Origin of the sequence: Streptomyces roseolus (assembly GCF_014649855.1) — a bacterium.
Lineage (GTDB): Bacteria > Actinomycetota > Actinomycetes > Streptomycetales > Streptomycetaceae > Streptomyces > Streptomyces roseolus.
On record NZ_BMTV01000019.1, the window covers coordinates 45,873 to 68,569 of the forward strand.

At 72.0% G+C, this 22,697-nt stretch carries 22 protein-coding genes; 13 read left to right on the forward strand and 9 right to left on the reverse strand.

What is annotated here, in order from left to right:
- Positions 1–501, forward strand: a complete 501-nt coding sequence (locus IE245_RS22340; RefSeq protein WP_189950346.1) for a PH domain-containing protein — start codon at positions 1–3, stop codon at positions 499–501.
- Positions 498–2,030 (forward strand): PH domain-containing protein, encoded by a 1,533-nt coding sequence (locus IE245_RS22345; RefSeq protein ID WP_189950347.1) that lies wholly within the window; start codon positions 498–500, stop codon positions 2,028–2,030. Before IE245_RS22340 ends, IE245_RS22345 begins: the two co-directional genes overlap by 4 nt.
- 28 nt (positions 2,031–2,058) lie before the next feature.
- Here the strand turns inward: IE245_RS22345 and pgl are convergent, their stop codons facing one another.
- Genes pgl through tkt form a run of 5 tightly spaced genes read right to left on the reverse strand, consistent with a single transcriptional unit; the run spans position 2,059 to position 8,670 of the window.
- A complete protein-coding gene (gene pgl, locus IE245_RS22350; RefSeq protein WP_189950349.1) occupies positions 2,059–2,811 on the reverse strand; it encodes a 6-phosphogluconolactonase in 753 nt (250 codons plus the stop codon).
- Positions 2,808–3,887 (reverse strand): glucose-6-phosphate dehydrogenase assembly protein OpcA, encoded by a 1,080-nt coding sequence (opcA, locus tag IE245_RS22355; RefSeq protein WP_189950351.1) that lies wholly within the window; start codon positions 3,885–3,887, stop codon positions 2,808–2,810. Before opcA ends, pgl begins: the two co-directional genes overlap by 4 nt.
- The gene (gene zwf, locus IE245_RS22360) at positions 3,884–5,416 is read right to left on the reverse strand and encodes a glucose-6-phosphate dehydrogenase (RefSeq protein WP_189950353.1); all 1,533 of its coding nucleotides are present in this window, start codon (positions 5,414–5,416) and stop codon (positions 3,884–3,886) included. The genes opcA and zwf overlap by 4 nt, the downstream gene beginning before the upstream one ends.
- Positions 5,417–5,421: 5 nt before the next feature.
- Positions 5,422–6,546 (reverse strand): transaldolase, encoded by a 1,125-nt coding sequence (gene tal, locus IE245_RS22365; RefSeq protein WP_189950355.1) that lies wholly within the window; start codon positions 6,544–6,546, stop codon positions 5,422–5,424.
- 36 nt (positions 6,547–6,582) lie between these two features.
- The gene (gene tkt / locus IE245_RS22370; RefSeq protein ID WP_189950357.1) at positions 6,583–8,670 is read right to left on the reverse strand and encodes a transketolase; all 2,088 of its coding nucleotides are present in this window, start codon (positions 8,668–8,670) and stop codon (positions 6,583–6,585) included.
- A 366-nt stretch (positions 8,671–9,036) separates the two neighbouring features.
- On the opposite strand from tkt, the gene IE245_RS22375 reads away from it, so the two are divergent.
- The 3 genes from IE245_RS22375 (at position 9,037) to IE245_RS22385 (ending at position 11,677) form a co-directional block, all read left to right on the forward strand.
- Entirely contained in the window at positions 9,037–9,990 is a 954-nt protein-coding gene (locus tag IE245_RS22375; RefSeq protein ID WP_373305375.1) for a heme o synthase, read from the forward strand.
- Positions 9,991–10,082: 92 nt separating this feature from the next.
- Entirely contained in the window at positions 10,083–10,427 is a 345-nt protein-coding gene (locus IE245_RS22380) for a hypothetical protein (protein WP_189950361.1), read from the forward strand.
- A gap of 170 nt (positions 10,428–10,597) precedes the next feature.
- Positions 10,598–11,677 carry an amidohydrolase family protein gene (locus IE245_RS22385; RefSeq protein WP_189950363.1) on the forward strand — a complete coding sequence of 360 codons (1,080 nt, stop codon included), beginning with the start codon at positions 10,598–10,600 and terminating at the stop codon, positions 11,675–11,677.
- Between the two features lie 7 nt (positions 11,678–11,684).
- On the opposite strand, the gene IE245_RS22390 is transcribed toward IE245_RS22385, so the two are convergent.
- From IE245_RS22390 to IE245_RS22400, 3 genes are all read right to left on the reverse strand, one after another.
- Positions 11,685–12,653: a COX15/CtaA family protein gene (locus tag IE245_RS22390; RefSeq protein ID WP_229851446.1), complete on the reverse strand. Its 969-nt coding sequence runs from the start codon at positions 12,651–12,653 to the stop codon at positions 11,685–11,687.
- A 73-nt stretch (positions 12,654–12,726) separates the two neighbouring features.
- Positions 12,727–13,491, reverse strand: coding sequence for an ABC transporter permease (locus IE245_RS22395; RefSeq protein WP_189950368.1), 765 nt, complete (start codon positions 13,489–13,491; stop codon positions 12,727–12,729).
- Between the two features lie 88 nt (positions 13,492–13,579).
- Complete coding sequence (locus IE245_RS22400; protein ID WP_189950370.1) at positions 13,580–14,515, reverse strand: ABC transporter ATP-binding protein; 936 nt, start codon at positions 14,513–14,515, stop codon at positions 13,580–13,582.
- Between the two features lie 463 nt (positions 14,516–14,978).
- On the opposite strand from IE245_RS22400, the gene IE245_RS22405 reads away from it, so the two are divergent.
- From IE245_RS22405 to IE245_RS22440, 8 genes are all read left to right on the forward strand, one after another.
- A complete protein-coding gene (locus IE245_RS22405) occupies positions 14,979–15,704 on the forward strand; it encodes a helix-turn-helix transcriptional regulator (RefSeq protein ID WP_189950372.1) in 726 nt (241 codons plus the stop codon).
- Positions 15,701–17,116 carry a Fe-S cluster assembly protein SufB gene (gene sufB, locus IE245_RS22410; RefSeq protein ID WP_189950374.1) on the forward strand — a complete coding sequence of 472 codons (1,416 nt, stop codon included), beginning with the start codon at positions 15,701–15,703 and terminating at the stop codon, positions 17,114–17,116. Before IE245_RS22405 ends, sufB begins: the two co-directional genes overlap by 4 nt.
- Positions 17,117–17,184: 68 nt before the next feature.
- The gene (gene sufD, locus IE245_RS22415) at positions 17,185–18,366 is read left to right on the forward strand and encodes a Fe-S cluster assembly protein SufD (RefSeq protein ID WP_189950376.1); all 1,182 of its coding nucleotides are present in this window, start codon (positions 17,185–17,187) and stop codon (positions 18,364–18,366) included.
- A complete protein-coding gene (locus IE245_RS22420; protein WP_030322524.1) occupies positions 18,366–18,683 on the forward strand; it encodes a bifunctional 3-phenylpropionate/cinnamic acid dioxygenase ferredoxin subunit in 318 nt (105 codons plus the stop codon). Before sufD ends, IE245_RS22420 begins: the two co-directional genes overlap by 1 nt.
- A gap of 7 nt (positions 18,684–18,690) precedes the next feature.
- Complete coding sequence (gene sufC, locus IE245_RS22425) at positions 18,691–19,455, forward strand: Fe-S cluster assembly ATPase SufC (RefSeq protein WP_189950378.1); 765 nt, start codon at positions 18,691–18,693, stop codon at positions 19,453–19,455.
- Positions 19,452–20,720, forward strand: a complete 1,269-nt coding sequence (locus IE245_RS22430) for a cysteine desulfurase (RefSeq protein ID WP_189950380.1) — start codon at positions 19,452–19,454, stop codon at positions 20,718–20,720. Before sufC ends, IE245_RS22430 begins: the two co-directional genes overlap by 4 nt.
- A gap of 10 nt (positions 20,721–20,730) precedes the next feature.
- Entirely contained in the window at positions 20,731–21,192 is a 462-nt protein-coding gene (gene sufU, locus IE245_RS22435; RefSeq protein WP_189950383.1) for a Fe-S cluster assembly sulfur transfer protein SufU, read from the forward strand.
- The gene (locus tag IE245_RS22440; protein ID WP_189950384.1) at positions 21,189–21,527 is read left to right on the forward strand and encodes a metal-sulfur cluster assembly factor; all 339 of its coding nucleotides are present in this window, start codon (positions 21,189–21,191) and stop codon (positions 21,525–21,527) included. The genes sufU and IE245_RS22440 overlap by 4 nt, the downstream gene beginning before the upstream one ends.
- Positions 21,528–21,590: 63 nt before the next feature.
- Here the strand turns inward: IE245_RS22440 and IE245_RS22445 are convergent, their stop codons facing one another.
- Complete coding sequence (locus IE245_RS22445) at positions 21,591–22,655, reverse strand: DUF7847 domain-containing protein (RefSeq protein ID WP_189950386.1); 1,065 nt, start codon at positions 22,653–22,655, stop codon at positions 21,591–21,593.
- Positions 22,656–22,697: the final 42 nt, after the last annotated feature.

Sequence of the window (22,697 nt, forward strand, 5' to 3'; positions counted from 1 at the left end):
ATGGCGGGGGAGGACGCGGTACGGCTCCGGCCGCCGAGGAACGCCGTGGACCGCAGGGCGGTCGGCTGGTGGCGCGCCCAGTGCCTGCTCGGCACCGCCGCCCCGGTCGCGGTCCTGGCCGTGCTCGGCGCCCTGATCGGTCCGGCGAGGACCTGGCTGCTCACCGCGGCCGCCGTCCTGGCCGTGGCGGGCCTCGCCTGCACCGCGTTCTTCCCCGCCTGGTGGTACCGGGTGCACCGCTGGGAGGTCACCGACGAGGCCGTGTACGTCCGCACCGGCGCCCTGTGGCAGGAGTGGCGGATCGCCCCCATGTCCCGGATCCAGACCGTGGACACCGTGCGCGGTCCGCTGGAGCAGCTCTTCGGACTCGCCACCGTCACCGTCACCACCGCCTCCTCCAAGGGCGCGCTGCGGGCGGAGGGGCTCGACCACGAGCTCGCCGCCGAGCTCGCCGAACGGCTCACCGCGCTCACCCGGGCCACCCCCGGGGACGCCACGTGAGCGGCGGACCCGAGGGGGAGTGGCGGCGGCTCGACCCGCGCACCCTCCTCGTCACCGCCGCCGTGTTCTGCGGCATCGCGGTCGGCGCCGGAGTGCCCGTGGCCGCGGGCCTCTCCGGCGGCCGGCCGCTCGGGCAGGCCGTCGCCTGGGTCCTCGCCGGCGCCGCCCTCCTCGTCGGCGGCGGCACCACCGCCGACTGGGTGCGCTGCCGGCGCACCCGCTACCGGATCGGCCCCGACCGGGTCGAACTCCACACCGGCCTGCTCCTCCTCAAGCGCCGCACGCTGTCCCGCGACCGGATCCGCAGCGTCGACCTCACCGCCAACCCGCTCCAGCGCCTCCCCGGCCTCGTCAAGGTCCGCATCGGCACCGGCGAGTCCACCGGCGGCGGCGAATCCACCCTCGCGCTCGAACTCGTCACCCGCGCCGAGGGCGAACGGCTCCGCAGGGAGCTCCTCACCCGCCCCGCCGACGCGGCCGATCCGGCCCACGACGGCACCCTCGCCGCCCTCGACCCCCGCTGGATCCGCTACGCCCCCGTCTCCTTCGTCGCCCCCGCCCTCGGCGGCGCGGCGGCCGGAGCGGTCATGCAGGTCAGCGAGTGGTTCGGCGCCCAGGCCGAGGTCATCGACTGGATAGGGGACCGCTTCGCGTCGGTCTCGCTGCCCTGGACGATCGTCGGCCTGGTCCTGCTCGCCACCCTGGCCGGCGCGGTCGGCGCCCTCGGGCTCTGGATCGAGCTGTGGTGGAACTTCCGGCTCGAACGCGAACCGGGCGGCACCCTCCGGGTCCGCCGCGGCCTGTTCACCGCCCGCTCGGTCACCCTGGAGGAGCGCCGGCTGCGCGGCGTCGAACGGGTCGAGCCCCTCGGCGTCCGGCTCTTCGGCGCCGCCCGGCTCGACGCCGTCGCCACCGGTCTCACCGAGGACGACGACGAGAAGCACACCGACCTCAAGGCCCTCCTGCCGGCCACGCCCCGGGCCGTCGCCGACCGCGTCGCCGCCGAGGTGCTGCGCGAGCCCGAACCGCCCACCTCCGCCCCGCTGGCCGCCCATCCCCGGGCCGCCCGCACCCGCAGGCTCCGCTGGGCCCTCGCCGCCGTGCTGCTGCCCGCCGCCGTCCTCGCCGCCCTCGGGGCGCTCCTCACGCCGGTGCTGCTGTACGTGGCGGCCGGGTGGGCGGTGGTGCTCGCGCCGCCCGCCGCGCTCCTGGCCCGGGACGCGTACCGCTCCCTCGGGCACACCGTCAGCGGCGGCTATCTGGTGACCCGTTCGGGCACGGTGCGCCGGGCCACCGTCGCCCTGCAGCGGAGCGGGATCATCGGCTGGACGGTCAAGCAGTCGTACTTCCAGCGCCGCGCCGGGATCCTCACCGTCACCGCCACCACGGCCGCCGGCGAGGGCGCCTACGACGTCCTGGACGCGGGGGAGTCCCAGGGCCTCGCCCTCGCCGACCGGGCCGTACCGGGGCTGCTCGCGCCCTTCCTGGAGCGGGTGGAAACGCCGGAGGCCCGGTCCACCGAGAGGTGAACCGGGCCTCCGCACGGGCCTGCCGGCGCTACGGCAGCCCGGAGGCCGCCGCCGCGTCCATCAGCCACAGCGTGCGCTCGGCACCGCGGGCGCCGGAGGCCGGCACCCGCACCTCGTCCGCGTCGCCGGAGAGCGCGAGGGCCGCGGCCTTCGCCTTGTCCTCGCCGGCCGCGAGCAGCCAGACCTCCCGGGCCGCCCGGATCGCCGGGAGGGTCAGGGAGATCCGCGTCGGCGGCGGCTTGGGCGCGTCGTGCACCCCGACCACCGTCCGGCCGGTCTCCCGGACCGCCGGGAGCTCCGGGAAGAGCGAGGCCACGTGGGTGTCCGGGCCGACGCCCAGCATCAGCACGTCGAAGGCCGGCACCTCGGCCCCCGGACCGGCCGCCGCGGCCAGCTCGGCCGCGTAGGCCGCCGCGGCGGCGTCGGCGTCGTCCCCGTACGGGCCGTCCGAGGCCGGCATGGCGTGCACCCGGGCCGGGTCCAGCGGGACCCGGTCGAGCAGCGCCTCACGGGCCTGGGTGACGTTCCGCTCGGGGTCGCCCTCGGGCAGGAACCGCTCGTCGCCCCACCACAGGTCGAGCCGCGACCAGTCGATCGCGTCCCGGGCGGGCGCCGCGCCGAGCGCGGCGAGCAGGCCGTTGCCGTTGCGGCCGCCGGTCAGCACGACCGAGGCGGTGCCCCGGGCGGACTGGGCGTCCACGACCGCGGTGATCAGCCGGGCCGCCGCGGCCTCGGCCATCAGCTCCTTGGTCCCGTGGACCACCCGGCGCGGGGCGCTCACTTGGCCGCCGCCTTCTTCGCCGGGGCCTTCTTGGCCGCGGGCGCCTTCTTCTCCGCCCCGGCCTCCGGCCCGGCCGCCGGATCCGTCTCCGCCGAGGGGACCGCGGTCACGTCCACCGGCTGCTCGGGCGCGGGGGCGGTGACGGCCGCCTCCTCGTCGAGCCGCTCCAGGCCGTACCGCAGCGACGCCGCGTAGGTGTCGTCCGGGTCGAGCCGGCGCAGCTCCTCCGCGATCAGCTCGGCCGTCTCGCGCCGCTTCAGCGCCACCGCGCGGTCCGGCTGCCCCTGTATGGAGAGGGTGGCGAGCGAGCCGTCGGGCCGGTCGAGCACGATCGGTCCGGCGCTGGTCTGCAGCCGTACGGAGGTGAGGCCGGGGCCGTTCGACCGGGAGCGCCGCACCGGCACCTTCAGCCGCTCGGCCAGCCACATGGCGAGGAGCTCGACGCTCGGGTTGAACTCCTCGCCCGCCACGTCGGCCGAGGTCACCGTGCAGTGGACCTGGTCGAGCGCGGCGGCCAGCATCGAGCGCCACGGGGTGATCCGGGTCCACGACAGGTCCGTGTCGCCGGGGGTGTAGGTGCCCGCCCGCGCGGTCAGCTCCTCGATGGGCTGCTCGGCGGCGTACGTGTCGGTCACCCGCCGCTGGGCGAGGGCGCCCAGCGGGTCGTTCGCCGGGTCGGTCGGCGCGTTCACCGGCCACCAGACGACGACGGGGGCGTCCGGGAGGAGCAGCGGCAGCACCACCGACTGGGCGTGGTCGACGACCTCGCCGTACAGCCGGAGGATCACCGTCTCCCCGGAGCCGGCGTCGGCGCCGAGGCGGACCTCGGCGTCGAGCCGGGCGTTGGCCCGGTCCCGGGGCGAGCGCGAGCCCCGCTTGATGACCACGAGGGTCCGCGAGGGGTGCTCGCGGGAGGCCTCGTTGGCCGCCTTCAGGGCGTCGTAGGCGTTCTCCTCGTCGGTGACGATGACGAGGGTGAGCACCATGCCGACGGCCGGGGTGCCGATCGCCCGCCGCCCGAGCACCAGCGCCTTGTTGATCTTCGAGGACGTGGTGTCCGTCAGGTCGGTCTTCATGGCCGGCGCCAGCTCCTGCCGTCTCGTGCGAGCATCTCGTCCGCCTCGACCGGTCCCCAGGTCCCGGACTCGTACTGGGCGGGCTTGCCGTGTTTGTCCCAGTACTGCTCGATCGGGTCGAGGATCTTCCAGGACAGCTCGACCTCCTCCACGCGCGGGAAGAGGTTGGAGTCGCCGAGCAGGACGTCCAGGATGAGCCGCTCGTACGCCTCGGGGCTGGACTCGGTGAAGGACTCGCCGTAGGCGAAGTCCATCGACACGTCCCGGATCTCCATCTGGGTGCCGGGCACCTTGGAGCCGAAGCGGACGGTGACGCCCTCGTCGGGCTGCACCCGGATGACGATGGCGTTGCGGCCCAGCTCCTCCGTCGACGTGTGGTCGAAGGGGGAGTGCGGGGCGCGTTGGAAGACGACCGCGATCTCGGTGACCCGGCGGCCGAGGCGCTTGCCGGTGCGCAGGTAGAAGGGGACGCCCGCCCAGCGGCGGTTGTCGATCTCCAGCTTGATCGCCGCGTAGGTGTCGGTCTTCGACTGGGGGTCGATGCCCTCTTCCTCGAGGTAGCCGACGGCCTTCGCGCCACCCTGCCAGCCGGCCGCGTACTGGCCGCGGACGGTGGCCTTCGACAGGTCCTTCGGCAGCCGGACCGCGCCCAGGACCTTGGTCTTCTCCGCGGCGAGCGCGTCGGCGTCGAAGGAGGCGGGCTCCTCCATCGCGGTCAGCGCGAGCAGCTGGAGCAGGTGGTTCTGGATGACGTCGCGGGCGGCGCCGATGCCGTCGTAGTAGCCGGCGCGGCCGCCGATGCCGATGTCCTCGGCCATGGTGATCTGGACGTGGTCGACGTAGGACCGGTTCCAGGTCGGCTCGAAGAGCGTGTTGGCGAAGCGGAGCGCCAGGATGTTCTGGACGGTCTCCTTGCCGAGGTAGTGGTCGATGCGGAAGACCGCCTCGGGCGGGAAGACCTCGTGGACGACCTCGTTGAGCTCCTTGGCGGAGGCGAGGTCGTGGCCGAAGGGCTTCTCGATGACGGCGCGGCGCCAGGAGCCGTTCTTCTGGTCGGCGAGGCCGTGCTTCTTCAGCTGCTGGACGACCAGGGGGAAGAACTTCGGCGGCACGGACAGGTAGAAGGCGAAGTTGCCCCCGGTGCCCTGCGCCTTGTCCAGCTCCTGGATGGTCTCCTTCAGCTGCTCGAAGGCCTCGTCGCTGTCGAAGTCGCCCTGGACGAACCGCATGCCCTGGATGAGCTGCTGCCAGACCTCCTCGCGGAAGGGGGTGCGGGCGTGCTGCTTGACCGCGTCGTGGACCTCCTGCGCGAAGTCCTCGTCCTGCCACTCGCGGCGGGCGAAGCCGATGAGCGAGAAGCCCGGCGGCAGCAGGCCGCGGTTGGCCAGGTCGTAGACGGCGGGCATCAGCTTCTTACGGGACAAATCGCCCGTGACGCCGAAGATGACCAGGCCCGACGGCCCCGCGATGCGCGGGAGCCGTCGGTCGGCGGCGTCACGGAGCGGGTTGGCTCCGTCGACGGTGCTCACTGTGGTCAGCCCTCCGAGGGGGCGAGGCGCTTGAGCTCCGCCTCGGTCGAGCCGAGCAGGTCGTTCCAGGCCGCCTCGAACTTCTCGACGCCCTCGTCCTCCAGGAGCTGGACCACGTCGTCGTAGCTGATCCCCAGCTTGCCGACGGCCTCCAGGACCTCGCGGGAGGAGTCGTACGTGCCGCGCACGGTGTCGCCGGCGACCTCGCCGTGGTCGGCGGTGGCCTCCAGGGTCGCCTCCGGCATGGTGTTCACCGTGCCCGGGGCGACCAGGTCCACCACGTACAGCGTGTCCTTGTACGCCGGGTCCTTGACGCCGGTCGAGGCCCACAGCGGACGCTGCTTGTTGGCCTGCGCCTTGTCCAGGGCCGCCCAGCGCTCCGAGGAGTCCGAGAAGACCTCCTCGTACGCCTCGTAGGCCAGGCGCGCGTTGGCGAGCGCGGCCTTGCCCTTGAGGGCCTTGGCCTCGTCGGTGCCGATGCCGTCCAGGCGCTTGTCGATCTCCGTGTCCACGCGGGAGACGAAGAACGACGCCACCGAGTGGATCTTCGCCAGGTCGAGGCCGCGCTCGCGGGCCTTCTCCAGGCCCGCCAGGTAGGCGTCCATGACCGCGCGGTAGCGCTCCAGCGAGAAGATCAGCGTCACGTTGACGCTGATGCCGAGGCCGATGACCTCGGTGATCGCCGGCAGGCCGGCCTTCGTCGCGGGGATCTTGATGAGGGTGTTCGGCCGGTCCACCAGCCAGGCCAGCTGCTTCGCCTCGGCGGTCGTGGCGACCGTGTCGTGCGCCAGGCGCGGGTCGACCTCGATGGACACCCGGCCGTCCTGGCCGTCGGTCGTGTCGAAGACCGGGCGCAGGATGTCGGCGGCGTCGCGGACGTCCGCCGTCGTGATCATGCGGATGGCCTCTTCCACGGTGACCTTGCGGGCGGCCAGGTCGGCCAGCTGCTGGTCGTAGCCGTGCCCCTCGGAGATCGCCTTCTGGAAGATCGACGGGTTGGTCGTCACGCCGACCACGTGGGACTGGTCGATGAGCTCGGCCAGGTTGCCGGACGTGATCCGCTGACGCGAGAGGTCGTCCAGCCAGATCGCGACGCCTTCGTCGGAGAGGCGCTTGAGAGCGTCTGTCATGAGAGTTGCATCTCCAATAAGTCGTACGTATCCGCGTCAGCGCGCGGCGGCGGCGATCGATTCCCGAGCGGCGGAAGCCACGGCCTCCGGCGTGAAACCGAACTCACGGAACAGGACCTTGGCGTCGGCCGAGGCGCCGAAGTGCTCCAGCGAGACGATCCGGCCGGCGTCGCCGACGTACCGGTGCCAGGTCAGGCCGACACCGGCCTCGACCGCGACCCGGGCCCTCACCGACGGCGGCAGGACGGAGTCCTTGTACGCCTGGTCCTGCTCCTCGAACCACTCCACGGACGGCATCGAGACCACGCGGGTCGGGACGCCCTCGGCCTGGAGGGCCTCACGGGCCTCGACGGCCAGGTGCACCTCGGAGCCGGTCGCGATCAGGACGACCTCGGGCGAGCCGCCCTCGGCCTCGAACAGCACGTAGCCGCCCTTGACCGCGTCCTCGTTCGGCGCGTAGGTCGGCACGCCCTGACGGGTCAGCGCCAGACCGTGCGGCGCGCCCTTGCCGAAGACCTTGGTGTGCCGCTTCATGATCTCGCGCCAGGCGATCGCCGTCTCGTTGGCGTCGGCCGGGCGGACCACGTTCAGACCCGGGATCGCGCGCAGCGAGGCCAGGTGCTCCACCGGCTGGTGGGTCGGGCCGTCCTCGCCGAGGCCGATCGAGTCGTGCGTCCACACGTAGGTCACCGGCAGGTGCATCAGGGCCGACAGGCGCACCGCGTTGCGCATGTAGTCCGAGAAGACCAGGAAGGTGCCGCCGTAGACGCGGGTGTTCCCGTGCAGCGCGATGCCGTTCATCTCCGCGGCCATGGAGTGCTCGCGGATGCCGAAGTGGATCGTGCGGCCGTACGGGTCCGCCTCCGGCAGCGGGTTGCCCGCGGGGAGGAACGACGACGTCTTGTCGATCGTCGTGTTGTTCGAGCCGGCGAGGTCGGCCGAGCCGCCCCACAGCTCCGGGAGGACCTCGCCCAGCGCCTGGAGGACCTTGCCCGAGGCGGCGCGGGTGGCGACGCTCTTGCCCGCCTCGAAGACCGGGAGCTTCCCCTCCCAGCCGGCCGGCAGCTCGTTCGCCTGGATCCGGTCGAACTCGGCGGCCCGCTCCGGGTTGGCCGTACGCCACTCGGCGAGCTGCTTGTCCCAGGCGGCGCGGGCCTCGCGGCCCCGCTCGCCGAGCGCGCGGGTGTGGCCGATGACCTCGTCGGTGACCTCGAAGGTCTGCTCCGGGTCGAAGCCCAGGACGCGCTTGGTGGCCGCGACCTCGTCGTCGCCGAGCGCCGAGCCGTGCGCGGCCTCGGTGTTCTGCGCGTTCGGCGCCGGCCAGGCGATGATCGAGCGCATCGCGATGAACGACGGACGCTCGGTCTCGGCCTCGGCGGCCTTGATCGCCGCGTAGAGGGCGGCCGGGTCCAGGTCGCCGTCGGCCTTCGGCTCGACGCGCTGCACGTGCCAGCCGTACGCCTCGTACCGCTTCATCGTGTCCTCGGACACGGCGGTCTCGGTGTCGCCCTCGATCGAGATGTGGTTGTCGTCCCACAGCAGGATCAGGTTGCCGAGCTTCTGGTGGCCCGCGAGCGAGGACGCCTCGGCGGAGATGCCCTCCTGGAGGCAGCCGTCGCCGGCGATCACGTAGACCTTGTGGTCGAAGGGGGAGGTGCCGGGGGCCGCCTCCGGGTCGAAGAGACCGCGCTCGTAGCGGGCGGCCATCGCCATGCCCACCGCGTTCGCCACGCCCTGGCCCAGCGGGCCCGTGGTGGTCTCGACGCCGGCCGTGTGGCCGTACTCGGGGTGGCCCGGGGTCTTCGAGCCCCAGGTGCGGAACGCCTTGAGGTCGTCGAGCTCCAGACCGAAGCCACCCAGGTACAGCTGGGTGTACAGGGTCAGGGAGGAGTGGCCCGCGGAGAGCACGAAGCGGTCGCGGCCGACCCACTCCGGGTCGGACGGGTCGTGGCGCATCACCTTCTGGAAGAGGGTGTACGCGGCCGGCGCGAGGCTCATCGCGGTACCGGGATGGCCGTTGCCGACCTTCTGTACGGCGTCCGCGGCCAGGATGCGGGCGGTGTCGACGGCCCGCTGGTCCAAATCGGTCCACTGGAGGTCTGTGGTGGTCGGCTTAGTGCTCACCCTGGGTCAGGGCTCCTCTCCACATGTCTGTAGCCGGTGACTGAGGGTGTACCGGCGCTGTCGAGCCTACCCCCGAAAAAGCCCCCTCTTTTCGTGTCCATGCCCCTCAAATGAGCGGACATGGCAAGAGTGCCGGTGGTCGTGGCGGTTCGCCTCCCGAACGGCGCGCCGAAGGGTGTCCGCCCCTTGATACGAGGGGGGAGGCGGGGGACGGAACGAGGGGCACGCGCGCCCGCGGGTGAGCCCCGCCAACACGACCCCACCCCCGCGAAGATCGGTGTCTGGGCAACGTCTACAGTGGCGTGGTACGCGCAAGTTTCACCCCGCCTTCGTCCGGGGGACTTGCTGGGAATTTCTCTGTCAGGGGTGTGCGTGACGGCCGTCGAGTCCCGACCCGCAGGGGTCGTCCTGGCTAACGGCCCGGGGGGCCATCGGCCGTTCGGGGCCCGCGTCAAGGCATTCGTGGCGCTGACCAAGCCGCGGATCATCGAGCTGCTGCTCATCACCACCGTTCCGGTGATGTTCCTCGCCGAGCAGGGCGTGCCGGACCTGTGGCTGGTGCTCGCCACCTGCTTCGGCGGCTACCTCTCCGCGGGCGGCGCCAACGCGCTCAACATGTACATCGACCGCGACATCGACGCGCTGATGGACCGCACCTCGCAGCGCCCGCTGGTCACCGGCATGGTCTCGCCGCGCGAGGGACTGGTCTTCGGCCTCACCCTGGCCGTCGTCTCCACCCTCTGGTTCGGCCTGCTCGTCAACTGGCTCTCCGCCTGGCTCTCGCTCGGCGCGCTCCTCTTCTACGTCGTGGTCTACACGATGCTCCTGAAGCGGCGCACCGCGCAGAACATCGTCTGGGGCGGCATCGCGGGCTGCATGCCGGTCCTCATCGGCTGGTCCTCGGTCACGAACTCGATGTCCTGGGCCGCCGTCATCCTCTTCATGGTCATCTTCTTCTGGACGCCGCCGCACTACTGGCCGCTGTCGATGAAGGTGAAGGAGGACTACGCGCGCGTGGGCGTGCCCATGCTCCCCGTGGTCGCCTCCAACAAGGTCGTCGCCAAGCAGATCGTCGCCTACAGCTGGGTCATGGTCGCGGTCTCGCTGCTGCTCACCCCGCTGGGCTACACCGGCTGGTTCTACACCGCCGTCGCCCTGGCCACCGGCGGCTGGTGGCTCTGGGAGGCGCACGGCCTGCTCAACCGCGCCAAGGCCGAGGTCACCGGCGCGAAGCTCAAGGAGATGCGCCTCTTCCACTGGTCCATCACCTACGTCTCGCTGCTCTTCGTGGCGGTCGCGGTGGACCCCTTCCTGCGCTGACCGCGACTCCGGCCCCGACGGCCGGGCCGTGTGGGCTGTCCCACGCGGCCCGGCCGTCGTCAGTCGATCTACCGCTCGGTAGCATCCTTGCCATGGCAGACACCAAGGAAGAGACCACGGCCGTCGCCCCGCGCGACGCGCGCAAGGCGGCCAAGCTGGCCAAGGAGATCCGCGCCTTCGGCAAGGAGCACGGCGGCGTCGAGGGCCAGCTCGCCCACATCGGCCAGGCCGGCACCCGGATCGTCCTCGTCGGCGAGGACGGCGGCTGGGGCGACCTGGTGGCCCCCACCCACGCGATCGCCCGGCAGGCCGCGGAGAAGGCCGAGCTGACCCTGCACGACGAGTTCGACGGCGAGTTCGCCGCGAAGGTCGTGACCGGCCCCTACGAGTGGACCCGCATGGCCGGCATCCAGCTCGGCGGCCCCGCGAACGCCTGACCGGCGACGCCTGAACCCACACGACGGCCGCCAGGTCCGCCACGGCCGGTCCCGGGACGCCGGACCGGTGACGGCCGGATCAGGCGACGCCGGGGGCTCCAGGCAACAACCTCGTGCGGGGCTCACCCGTTAGGACGTGTGGAGACACGCCCACGCAGGGAGCCCCCGAGATGATCGACACGCCGCGCCTGGTGGACCAGTACTGCCACGGGGTGCTCCGGACGGAGCTGGGCCTCGGCACCTTCGAGGCCCAGCTCGGCCCCGCCGCCGTGCTGCCCGCCTCCGGCACCACCTTCTTCGACACCCAGACGGGCTTCGCCGTACGGCGCTGGTGCCCACCGCTCCTCGGCCTCGAACCCCACTGCCCGCCGGCCCGCTACCTCGCCCGCCGCCGCGAGCTCGGCGTCGCCGAGACCGGCCGCCGACTGCTGCGGGCCGCCGGCATCGCCACGTACCTCGTCGACACCGGTCTTACCGGCGACCTCACCGGCCCCGACGAGCTGGCCGCCGCGGGCGGGGCCCGCGCCCACGAGATCGTCCGCCTCGAACCCCTCGCCGAGCAGGTCGCCGACACCTCGGGCACCGTCGACGCCTTCCTCGCCAACCTCACCGAGGCCGTCCAGGACGCCGCGACGCGCTCGGTGGCCTTCTCCTCGGTCTCCGCCGCGCGCTGCGGCCTCGCCGCCGACGCGGAACCCCCCGGGCGCGCCGAGACCCGCCGTGCCGCCGGGCGCTGGCTCGCGCAGCGGACCGCCGGAGACCCCCTCGACTCGCCGGTGCTGCTGCGCCGGCTGCTGTGGCTCGCGGTGGGCGCGGGCCGGCCGCTCCAGCTGCACGCCGGGGACCGGGACCCGGCAGGACTGGCCGGCTTCGCCGCCGCCACCGCCGGGCTCGGCGCCGACCTCGTGGTGCTGCACGGAGCGCCGCACCACCGCACGGCCGCCCGGATGGCGGCCGTCTTCCCGCACCTCTACGCCGACCTGGGCGCCGCCCTGGCGCACACCGGGGCGCGGGCGGCGGACGTCCTCGCCGAGGTCCTGGAGCTCGCCCCGTTCGGCAAGCTGCTCTACTCCAGCGGCGCCCGCGCCCTGCCCGAGCTGCACGTGGTCGCCGCCAGTGCCTTCCGCACCGCCCTCGGCCGGGTCCTCGGCGCCTGGGTCCAGGACGGCGCCTGGTCCCGCACCGACGCCCAGCGGGTCGCGGCGATGATCGCGGCGGAGAACGCGACGCGGGTCTACCGGCTGGCCTGAGCCGGGCTCACGCCTTCGCGAGCTCCGGGTCCGCCTGGGCCGGGATCTCCGGCGTGGCCGCCGGGCGCTCGCGCAGGCTCAGGGTCAGGCGCACCACCGCGATCCACATCAGCGAGGAGCCGAGCATGTGGGCGGCGACCAGGAGCTCGGGGACGCCGGTGAAGTACTGGACGTAGCCGATGCCGCCCTGGAGGAACAGCACGATCAGCAGGTCGCGGGCGCGGGCGCGGGTGTCGTCCGGGGCGTCGACCACGCGCAGCACCAGCCACATCGCGACGGCGAGGGCGCAGACGACCCAGGCGGCGATGGCGTGGACGTGGGCGGCGTTCGTCCAGTCCCACGGCATGCGGGGCACGTCGCTGCTGTCGCCCGCGTGCTTGCCGGCGCCGGTCACCGTGGTGCCGAGGGCGATCAGCAGGGCCGAGACGATCGCGATCGCCCAGGACAGCTTCCGTACCGGACCGGGCACGCGCGGGCGGGGGGCCGTGTCGCCCTCGCCGGCCCGGTGCCAGGTGATCACGGCGACGGTGAGCAGGGCGTTGGCGGCGAGGAAGTGGCCGGCCACCGTCCACGGGTTGAGGCCCATCCAGACGGTGATGCCGCCGAGCACGGCGTTGCTCATCACGATCCAGAACTGAGCCCAGCCCCAGCGGGTGAGGTTCCGCCGCCACGGCTTGGTCGAACGGGCGGCGATGATCGCCCAGCCGACGGCCGCCGACAGGACGTACGTCAGCATCCGGTTGCCGAACTCGATGGCTCCGTGGAGGCCCTGCTCGGGCGTGGCGAAGAGGCTGTCGTCCGTGCACTTCGGCCAGGTGTCGCAGCCGAGACCGGAACCGGTCAGCCGGACCGCGCCACCCGTGACGATGATGAGCACGCTCATCACGACGGCGGAGAGCGCGGCGCGCCGGAGGATCCGGGGGGACGGCGTCCAGCGCTGGGCGATGAAGGCGAGGGGGGTCTGCACGGGCCCTATCGTAGGCGGGGGCTTGTGCACGCTTTCACGAGGGGTGCCTTGTCGGGAAACGTCACCCTCTGAGTGCCCTTCGCTACTCCCAGCGGAAGAACCGGGCCGCCGCGCCGAGTCCCAGGACCGCCCAGGCGGCGAGGACCGCCGCGCCGGCCCACGGCATCCCCGCGCCGTCCCGGAGGACGTCCCTGAGGCCGTCGGAGAGGGCGGAGATGGGCAGCAGCGCCAGCACGTCGCCGGCCGCGCCGAACTTCTCCAGCGGGACGATCACCCCGCCGCCGACGAGCAGCAGCAGGAAGACCAGGTTGGCGGCGGCGAGGGTCGCCTCGGCCTTGAGCGTGCCGGCCATCAGCAGGCCGAGCCCGGAGAAGGCGGCGGTGCCGAGGACGAGGAGGAGCAGCACGGCGAGCGGGTTGCCGTGCGGGGACCAGCCGAGGCCGAACGCGATCGCGGTCAGGAGCACGATCTGCAGGACCTCGGTGACCAGGACGGCCAGCGTCTTGGCGGTCATCAGGGCCCAGCGGGGCAGCGGGGAGGCGCCGAGCCGCTTGAGGACGCCGTAGCGGCGCTCGAAGCCGGTGGCGATGGCCTGGCCCGTGAAGGCGGTGGACATCACGGCGAGCGCGAGGACGCCGGGGGCGAGGAAGTCCACGGCCTCGCCGTCGCCCGTGTCGACGACGTCGACGGTCGAGAAGAGCACGAGCAGCAGGGACGGGATGATCACCGTGAGGAGGAGCTGCTCGCCGTTGCGGAGCAGCATCCGGGTCTCCAGGGCCGTCTGGGCCGCGATCATCCGTACGACGGGGGCGGCCCCCGGCTTCGGCGCGTACGTACCGGCGCTCATGCGCGCAGCTCCTTGCCGGTCGGTTCCGGGCTGTGCTTTCCCGGGGGGCGGCCCCCGGGTCCCCGGCGGATCTCGGGCTTGCCCGCCTTCATGACCTCAGCTCCTTGCCGGTGAGCTCCAGGAAAACGTCTTCGAGGGTGTGGCGTTCGACCGAGATGCGGTCGGGCATCACGCCGTGCTGGGCGCACCAGGTGGTGACGGTGGCGAGCAGCTGGGGGTCGACGGTGCCGGTGATCCGGTAGGTGCCGGGGAGCGGCTCGGCGGCCTCGGTGCCGTCGGGGAGGGCCTTCAGCAGGGAGCCGAGGTCGAGGCCGGGGCGGCCGGTGAAGCGGAGGGTGTTCTCGGCGCCGCCGCGGCAGAGCTGCTCGGGGCTGCCCTGGGCGGCGACCCGGCCGGCGTCGACGATGGCGACGTCGTCGGCGAGCTCCTCGGCCTCCTGCATGAAGTGGGTGGTGAGGACCACGGTGACGCCGTCGGCGCGCAGCTCGCGGACGAGGTCCCAGGTGGCGCGGCGGGCCTGCGGGTCGAGGCCGGCGGTGGGCTCGTCGAGGAAGACGAGCTCGGGGCGGCCGACGACGGCCATGGCGAGGGCCAGCCGCTGCTGCTGGCCGCCGGAGAGCCGTCGGTAGGTCGTACGGCCGCAGGAGCCGAGGCCGAGGCGTTCGATCAGCGCGTCGACGTCGAGCGGGTGGGCGTGCAGCTTCGCCATGTGGCGGAGCATCTCGTCGGCGCGGGCGCCGGAGTAGACGCCGCCGGACTGGAGCATCACGCCGACGCGGGGGCGCAGGGCGGCGGCGTCGGCGAGCGGGTCGAGGCCGAGGACGCGGACGGTGCCGGCGTCCGGCCTGCGGTAGCCCTCGCAGGTCTCGATGGTGGTGGTCTTGCCGGCGCCGTTGGGGCCGAGGACGGCGGTGACGGTGCCGGTCCGCACGTCGAGGTCGAGGCCGTCGACGGCGGTCTTGGTGCCGTACCGCTTGACCAGGCCGCGGACGCGGACGGCGGTGCCGACGGACTCGTTCTGCATGCCGGGAAGTCTAAGGACCCGCCGGGGCGGGCCGGGCCGTGGCCCCGGTGGGGAGGGGCCGGGGCGCTCGGGGACCGGCTGGGGCCGGTGCTGTTCCGGTTCCCGCCGGCGCTGCGGGCCGGCCCGGGGCGCTCGACGCGGTCCTCGTCCGTTTCCCCGCCGGGGTGCGGGTGGGGCGGTTCGTCCAGGGCCGGCCGGAGGGGCGGACGCGCGCGTCTCCTTCGGCGACGACCCGGGGGTCGAGGCGCCCCGTGAGGCGGCCGTCCTCGGGACCCGGTGGGCGCGGCGGGGCGGCCGGCGGCGGCCCCCGACGAGGGGGGACCGGCCGGCGGGGACGGCCTCGATTCATCCCACCAATGATCGTTTCCGCAGGTCAGGTAAGCCTTACCTGAGTGATGCACGCCATCGCGGTGACTTTCGGTGTCGCTTGTCACTGCCCGATTAATTACGCAACAATGGCGTTGTGAAAAACCTTGGCGCGGCTCCTGTGGAGGAACTCGCGACCCGAGAGCGGTCGACCCGCAACCGGGTCGCGCGGTCCATCCTGGACCACGGCCCCTCGACGGTCGCCGACCTCGCGGAACGGCTCGGCCTCACCCAGGCCGCCGTCCGCCGGCACCTCGACGCGCTCGTCGCCGAGCGGGTCGTCGAGGCCCGCGAGAAGCGCGTCTACGGCGCCCGTACCCGCGGCCGCCCCGCGAAGGTCTTCGCCCTCACCGACGGCGGCCGGGACGCCTTCGACCAGTCGTACGACTCCCTCGCCGTCGAGGCGCTCCGCTGGATCGAGCGCAACGCCGGGGGAGAGGCCGCCGTGGCGGCCTTCGCCCGCGACCGGATCGAGGCCCAGGCCGAGAGCTACCGCGAGGCCGTCGAGTCGGTGGAGCCCGAGCACCGGGCCGAGGCTCTGGCCAAGGCCCTGACGGCGGACGGGTACGCTGCCACTGCGCGCAACGCGCCGGTCGGCGAGCAGCTCTGTCAGCACCACTGCCCGGTCGCCCACGTCGCCGAGCAGTACCCCCAGCTGTGCGAGGCGGAGACGGAGATCTTCTCCCGCCTCCTCGGAACGCACGTCCAACGCCTGGCCACCATTGCCCACGGCGACGGCGTCTGCACCACGTTCATCCCGCACAGCACCCCACAGACCACCGAATCAGCATCCGCAAGCACGGCCGGGAGGAACCCCGCATGACCACCGAGATCAGCCACCCCGAGCTCGAGGGCCTGGGTCGGTACGAATACGGCTGGGCCGACTCCGACACGGCCGGCGCCACGGCCAAGCGCGGTCTGAACGAGGACGTCGTCCGCGACATCTCCGCGAAGAAGAACGAGCCCGAGTGGATGCTGAAGCTGCGTCTCAAGGGTCTGCGCCTCTTCGACAAGAAGCCCATGCCCACCTGGGGTTCCGACCTCGGCGGCATCGACTTCGACAACATCAAGTACTTCGTGCGGTCCACCGAGAAGCAGGCTGCCTCCTGGGAGGAGCTGCCGGAGGACATCAAGAACACGTACGACAAGCTCGGCATCCCGGAGGCGGAGAAGCAGCGCCTCGTCGCCGGTGTCGCGGCCCAGTACGAGTCCGAGGTCGTCTACCACCAGATCCGCGAGGACCTGGAGGAGCAGGGCGTCATCTTCGTCGACACCGACACCGCGCTGAAGGAGCACGAGGAGCTCTTCAAGGAGTACTTCGGCACCGTCATCCCGGTCGGCGACAACAAGTTCGCCTCGCTGAACACGGCCGTCTGGTCCGGCGGCTCGTTCATCTACGTGCCGAAGGGCGTGCACGTCGAGATCCCGCTCCAGGCCTACTTCCGCATCAACACGGAGAACATGGGCCAGTTCGAGCGGACGCTGATCATCGTCGACGAGGACGCCTACGTCCACTACGTCGAGGGCTGCACCGCCCCGATCTACTCCTCCGACTCGCTGCACTCCGCGGTCGTCGAGATCATCGTGAAGAAGGGCGGCCGCTGCCGCTACACGACGATCCAGAACTGGTCGAACAACGTCTACAACCTGGTGACCAAGCGCGCCGTCGCCTACGAGGGCGCCACCATGGAGTGGGTCGACGGCAACATCGGCTCCAAGGTCACCATGAAGTACCCGGCCGTCTACCTCATGGGCGAGCACGCCAAGGGCGAGACGCTCTCCATCGCCTTCGCGGGCGAGGGCCAGCACCAGGACGCCGGCGCCAAGATGGTCCACCTGGCCCCGAACACCTCCTCGTCCATCGTCTCCAAGTCGGTGGCGCGCGGCGGCGGCCGCACCTCCTACCGCGGCCTCATCGAGATCGGCGAGGGCGCCCCCGGCGCCAAGTCCAACGTCCTCTGCGACGCCCTGCTCGTCGACACCATCTCCCGCTCCGACACGTACCCGTACGTGGACGTGCGCGAGGACGACGTCACCATGGGCCACGAGGCCACCGTCTCCAAGGTCTCCGAGGACCAGCTCTTCTACCTGATGCAGCGCGGCCTCACCGAGCAGGAGGCCATGGCGATGATCGTCCGCGGCTTCGTCGAGCCGATCGCCAAGGAGCTGCCGATGGAGTACGCGCTGGAGCTGAACCGGCTGATCGAGCTGCAGATGGAAGGCGCGGTCGGCTAGTACCGCCACCGCCCCGCCCGTACCGCAGCGACCGATTCTTTACGCAGGAAGAGAGCAACACGACAGCCATGGCTGACGCCCAGAACATCCCGGCGGGCTCCACGACCGCCGGCTCGATCGCGGTGGCCGCCGAGTCCACCGTCGCCACCCGCATGAGCGCCCCGCCGTCCTTCGACGTCGCGGACTTCCCCGTCCCGCACGGCCGCGAGGAGGAGTGGCGCTTCACCCCGCTCGCCCGCCTCCGCGGTCTGCACGACGGCACCGCCGTCGCCACCGGCGAGGGCGTCCGGGTCGAGATCGAGGCCCCCGAGGGCGTCACCGTGGAGACCGTCGGCCGCGACGACGAGCGCCTGCGCAAGGCCGGCAAGCCCGTCGACCGCGTCGCCGCCCAGGCGTACTCCTCCTTCGAGAAGGCGTCGGTCGTCACCGTCGCCAAGGAGGCCGTCCTCAGCGAGCCGATCCGCGTCGCCGTGCACGGCCAGGGCGGCGTCGCCTTCGGCCACCAGGTGATCGAGCTCGGCGCCTTCGCCGAGGCCGTCGTCGTCATCGACCACACCGGTGACGCGGTGCTCGCCGCCAACGTGGACTTCGTCCTCGGCGACGGCGCCAAGCTCACCGTCGTCTCCGTGCAGGACTGGGACAAGGACGCCGTCCACGTCGCCCAGCACAACGCGCTGCTCGGCCGGGACGCCTCCTTCAAGTCGGTCGTCGTCACCTTCGGCGGTGACGTCGTCCGCCTCCACCCGCGCGTCAGCTACTCGGCCCCCGGCGGCTCCGCCGAGCTCTTCGGCCTGTACTTCACCGACGCCGGCCAGCACCAGGAGCACCGCCTCCTCGTCGACCACAACACCCCGCACTGCACCTCGAACGTCGCCTACAAGGGCGCGCTCCAGGGCCAGGACGCGCACGCGGTCTGGATCGGCGACGTCCTCATCCAGGCCGCCGCCGAGGGCACCGACACCTACGAGCTCAACCGGAACCTCGTCCTCACCGACGGCGCCCGGGTGGACTCGGTGCCGAACCTGGAGATCGAGACCGGCGAGATCGCCGGCGCCGGCCACGCCTCCGCCACCGGCCGCTTCGACGACGAGCAGCTCTTCTACCTGATGGCCCGCGGCATCCCGGAGACCGAGGCCCGCCGCCTCGTCGTCCGCGGCTTCTTCGCCGAGCTGGTCCAGCAGATCGGTCTGCCGGACGTCGAGGAGCGCCTGATCGCCAAGGTCGAGGCCGAGCTGGAGGCCTCCGTCTGATGGCCTTCGTCCGCGTCTGCGCGCTCAGCGAGCTGGAGGCCGACACCCCGAAGCGGGTCGAGGTCGACGGCACGCCGGTGTCGGTCGTCCACACCGAGGGCGAGGTGTTCGCGATCAACGACATCTGCTCGCACGCCAACGTCTCCCTCTCGGAGGGCGAGGTCGAGGACTGCGCCATCGAGTGCTGGCTGCACGGTTCCAGCTTCGACCTCCGCACCGGCAAGCCGTCCGGTCTTCCCGCGACGCGCCCCGTCCCCGTGTACCCCGTAAAGATCGAAGGGGACGATGTGCTCGTCTCCGTCACCCAGGAGTCCTGAGTCACCCATGGCAACGCTCGAAATCCACGACCTGCACGTCTCCGTCGAGGCGGAGAACGGCCCCCGCGAGATCCTCAAGGGCGTCGACCTGACCATCAAGCAGGGTGAGACCCACGCGGTCATGGGCCCCAACGGCTCCGGCAAGTCGACCCTGGCGTACTCCCTGGCGGGTCACCCCAAGTACACGGTCACCGGCGGCACCGTCACCCTCGACGGCGAGGACGTCCTGGAGATGTCCGTCGACGAGCGCGCCCGCGCCGGCGTCTTCCTCGCCATGCAGTACCCGGTCGAGGTCCCCGGCGTCTCGGTCTCCAACTTCCTGCGCACCTCCGCCACCGCCATCCGCGGCGAGGCCCCCAAGCTGCGCACCTGGGTCAAGGAGGTCAAGGAGGCCATGGAGAAGCTCTCCATGGACCCGGCCTTCGCCGAGCGCAACGTCAACGAGGGCTTCTCCGGCGGTGAGAAGAAGCGCCACGAGATCCTCCAGCTGGAGCTCCTCAAGCCGAAGATCGCGATCCTCGACGAGACCGACTCCGGCCTCGACGTCGACGCCCTGCGCATCGTCTCCGAGGGCGTCAACCGCGTCCGCGAGACCGGTGAGGTCGGCACCCTGCTGATCACCCACTACACGCGCATCCTGCGCTACATCAAGCCCGACTTCGTGCACGTCTTCGCGAACGGCCGCATCGTCGAGTCCGGCGGCGCCGAGCTCGCCGACCAGCTGGAGAACGAGGGCTACGACAAGTACGTGAAGGGTGGCGCATCCGCGTGACTTCCGCCCATCAGGGGCTGACCGGCCTCCTCGACACCGAGGCGATCCGCAAGGACTTCCCGCTCCTGGATCGCACGGTCCACGACGGCAAGAAGATCGTGTACCTGGACTCCGCGGCCACCTCGCAGAAGCCGCGCCAGGTCCTCGACGCGCTCAACGCCTACTACGAGCGGCACAACGCCAACGTCCACCGGGGCGTCTACACGGTCGCCGAGGAGGCCACCGCGCTGTACGAGGGCGCCCGCGACAAGGTCGCCGCCTTCGTCAACGCGCCGAGCCGCAACGAGGTGATCTTCACCAAGAACGCCTCCGAGTCGCTCAACCTCGTGGCCAACATGCTGGGCTGGGCCGACGAGCCCTACCGCGTGGACCACGAGACCGAGATCGCCATCACGGAGATGGAGCACCACTCCAACATCGTCCCGTGGCAGCTGCTCTCGCAGCGCACCGGCGCGAAGCTGAAGTGGTTCGGCCTCACCGACGACGGCCGTCTCGACCTGTCGAACATCGAAGAGGTCATCACGGAGAAGACGAAGATCGTCTCCTTCACGCTGGTCTCCAACCTGCTCGGCACCCAGAACCCGGTCGAGACCATCGTCCGGCGCGCCCAGGAGGTCGGTGCGCTCGTCTGCATCGACGCCTCGCAGGCGGCCCCGCACCAGGTCCTGGACGTGCAGGCGCTCCAGGCCGACTTCGTGGCCTTCACCGGCCACAAGATGTGCGGCCCGACCGGCATCGGCGTGCTGTGGGGACGGCAGGAGCTCCTGGAGGACCTGCCGCCCTTCCTCGGCGGCGGCGAGATGATCGAGACCGTCTCGATGCACTCCTCCACCTACGCCCCGGCCCCGCACAAGTTCGAGGCGGGCACGCCCCCGATCGCCCAGGCCGTCGGCCTCGGCGCGGCCGTGGACTACCTGTCGGCGATCGGCATGGAGAACATCGCGCGCCACGAGCACGCGATCACCGAGTACGCCGTCCGCCGCCTCCAGGAGGTCCCGGACCTGCGGATCATCGGCCCCACCACGGCCGAGGACCGCGGCGCGGCGATCTCCTTCACGCTCGGGGACATCCACCCGCACGACGTGGGCCAGGTCCTCGACGAGCAGGGCATCGCGGTCCGGGTCGGCCACCACTGCGCGCGGCCGGTCTGCCTGCGGTACGGAATTCCTGCGACCACGCGGGCGTCGTTCTATCTGTACTCCACCCCGGCCGAGGTCGACGCCCTGGTCGAGGGGCTGGAGCACGTCCGGAACTTCTTCGGCTAGGGGACGCGCTGTGAAGCTGGATTCGATGTACCAGGACGTCATCCTGGACCACTACAAGCACCCGCACGGGCGGGGCTTGCGGGACGGTGACGCCGAGGTGCACCACGTCAACCCGACGTGCGGCGACGAGATCACGCTCCGCGTGAAGTACGACGGCGAGCGCGTCGCGGACGTCTCGTACGAGGGCCAGGGCTGCTCCATCAGCCAGGCCTCGGCCTCCGTCCTCAACGAGCTGCTCGTCGGCAAGGAGCTGACCGAGGCGCGGAAGATCCAGGAGACCTTCCTGGAGCTCATGCAGTCCAAGGGCCAGGTCGAGCCCGACGACGCCATGGAGGAGGTGCTGGAGGACGCCGTCGCGTTCGCCGGCGTCTCCAAGTACCCGGCCCGGGTCAAGTGCGCGCTGCTCAGCTGGATGGCGTGGAAGGACGCGACCGCCCAGGCCCTGGGCGACGCGGAGAGGAAGTCGGCATGACTGAGAACACCGAGGCCACGATCAAGCCGGCCTCCGAGGAAGAGATCCGCGAGGCGCTGTACGACGTCGTCGACCCCGAGCTGGGCATCGACGTGGTCAACCTCGGCCTGATCTACGGGATCCACATCGACGACTCCAACGTCGCGACGCTGGACATGACGCTGACCTCGGCGGCCTGTCCGCTGACCGACGTCATCGAGGACCAGGCCCGATCCGCCACCGACGGCATCGTCAGCGACCTGCGGATCAACTGGGTCTGGATGCCCCCGTGGGGCCCGGACAAGATCACCGACGACGGTCGCGAGCAGCTCCGCGCGCTCGGCTTCAACGTCTGAGACGCGACCTGACGGACGTGGGGAGGGGCCCCCGGCACTGCCGGGGGCCCCTCCCCACGTCCGTCAGGTCCGTGCCGTCGCGGCCAGGACCGGAGCCAGGTTCTCCTTGCGGATGCGCTGGTCGACGTAGAGGAGGCCGGAGGTCAGCGGCAGCAGGGGGCCGAGGACGAGCTGGGTCAGGAACTGGAGGAGTCCGCCCGTGATCGCCATGGTGGCGACGGACGCGAAGACGGTCCCGGGGGTGGCGTGCTGGGCGAGCGGGGCGCCGAAGACCGAGGCCTGCGTCGCCACGGAGATCACCATCTGCACGGCGAACGCGACGCCGCCGACGATCAGCAGCATCACCAGCGTGTAGCCGAAGACCCGCCACCAGGAGCCGCGGACCAGCTGCGCCGAGCGGCGCATGGCGGTCAGGGCGCCGGCCGACTCGACGACCGCGGCGGTCGGGGCGAGGCTGAACTTCACCCAGATCCAGAGGGCGACCGGCATCGTCGCCGTGCTCAGGAGCAGGACGAGCAGACCGGTGACCGCGAGCCCGGCGCCGTCATGGTCGCCCCCGCCGGAGTCGATGCTCGCGATCATCGCGCCCAGCATCAGGCAGAGTCCGAAGAGGAAGAGCAGCATCGGCACGAGGGCGGCCAGGGCCGGCAGGACGACCGTGCCGAGCACCGGGCCGAGCCGCGACCAGGCCCGGCGCCACACCGTCCCGAAGCCGACCCGGCGGCCGAGCACCGCCTCCTGGACCACGACCGCGACGGCCCCGTGCAGCAGGCCCGTCGCGACCAGCAGCCCCAGGGCGAAGACCAGCCAGAGCCCGGCGACGCCGACGAAGAGCGGCGTCAGGTTCGAGAGGTCGGAGTCCCCGGTGGAGGACGTGTCCCCCATGGCCTCCCACGGGCCGGAGAGGGCGGTCCAGCCGGCCGCGCCGAGGCCGACGACCACCACGGCGGCCAGCGCGTAGGAGGCCAGCGCCATGCCGAACAGCGCCTTCCAGTGCCGGCGGTAGGCGCCGAACGCCCCTGACAGCACGTGGTTCAGGTCGAGCGGCGCCAGGGGTATCACGCCGGGCTTCGGCGGCGGCGGGGCGAACGGGTGGCCGTACCCGTACGGCCCAGGGGCATAAGTCATGCGCCATACGGTAACGGCAGCCGTTGTGTACACCCGTACACA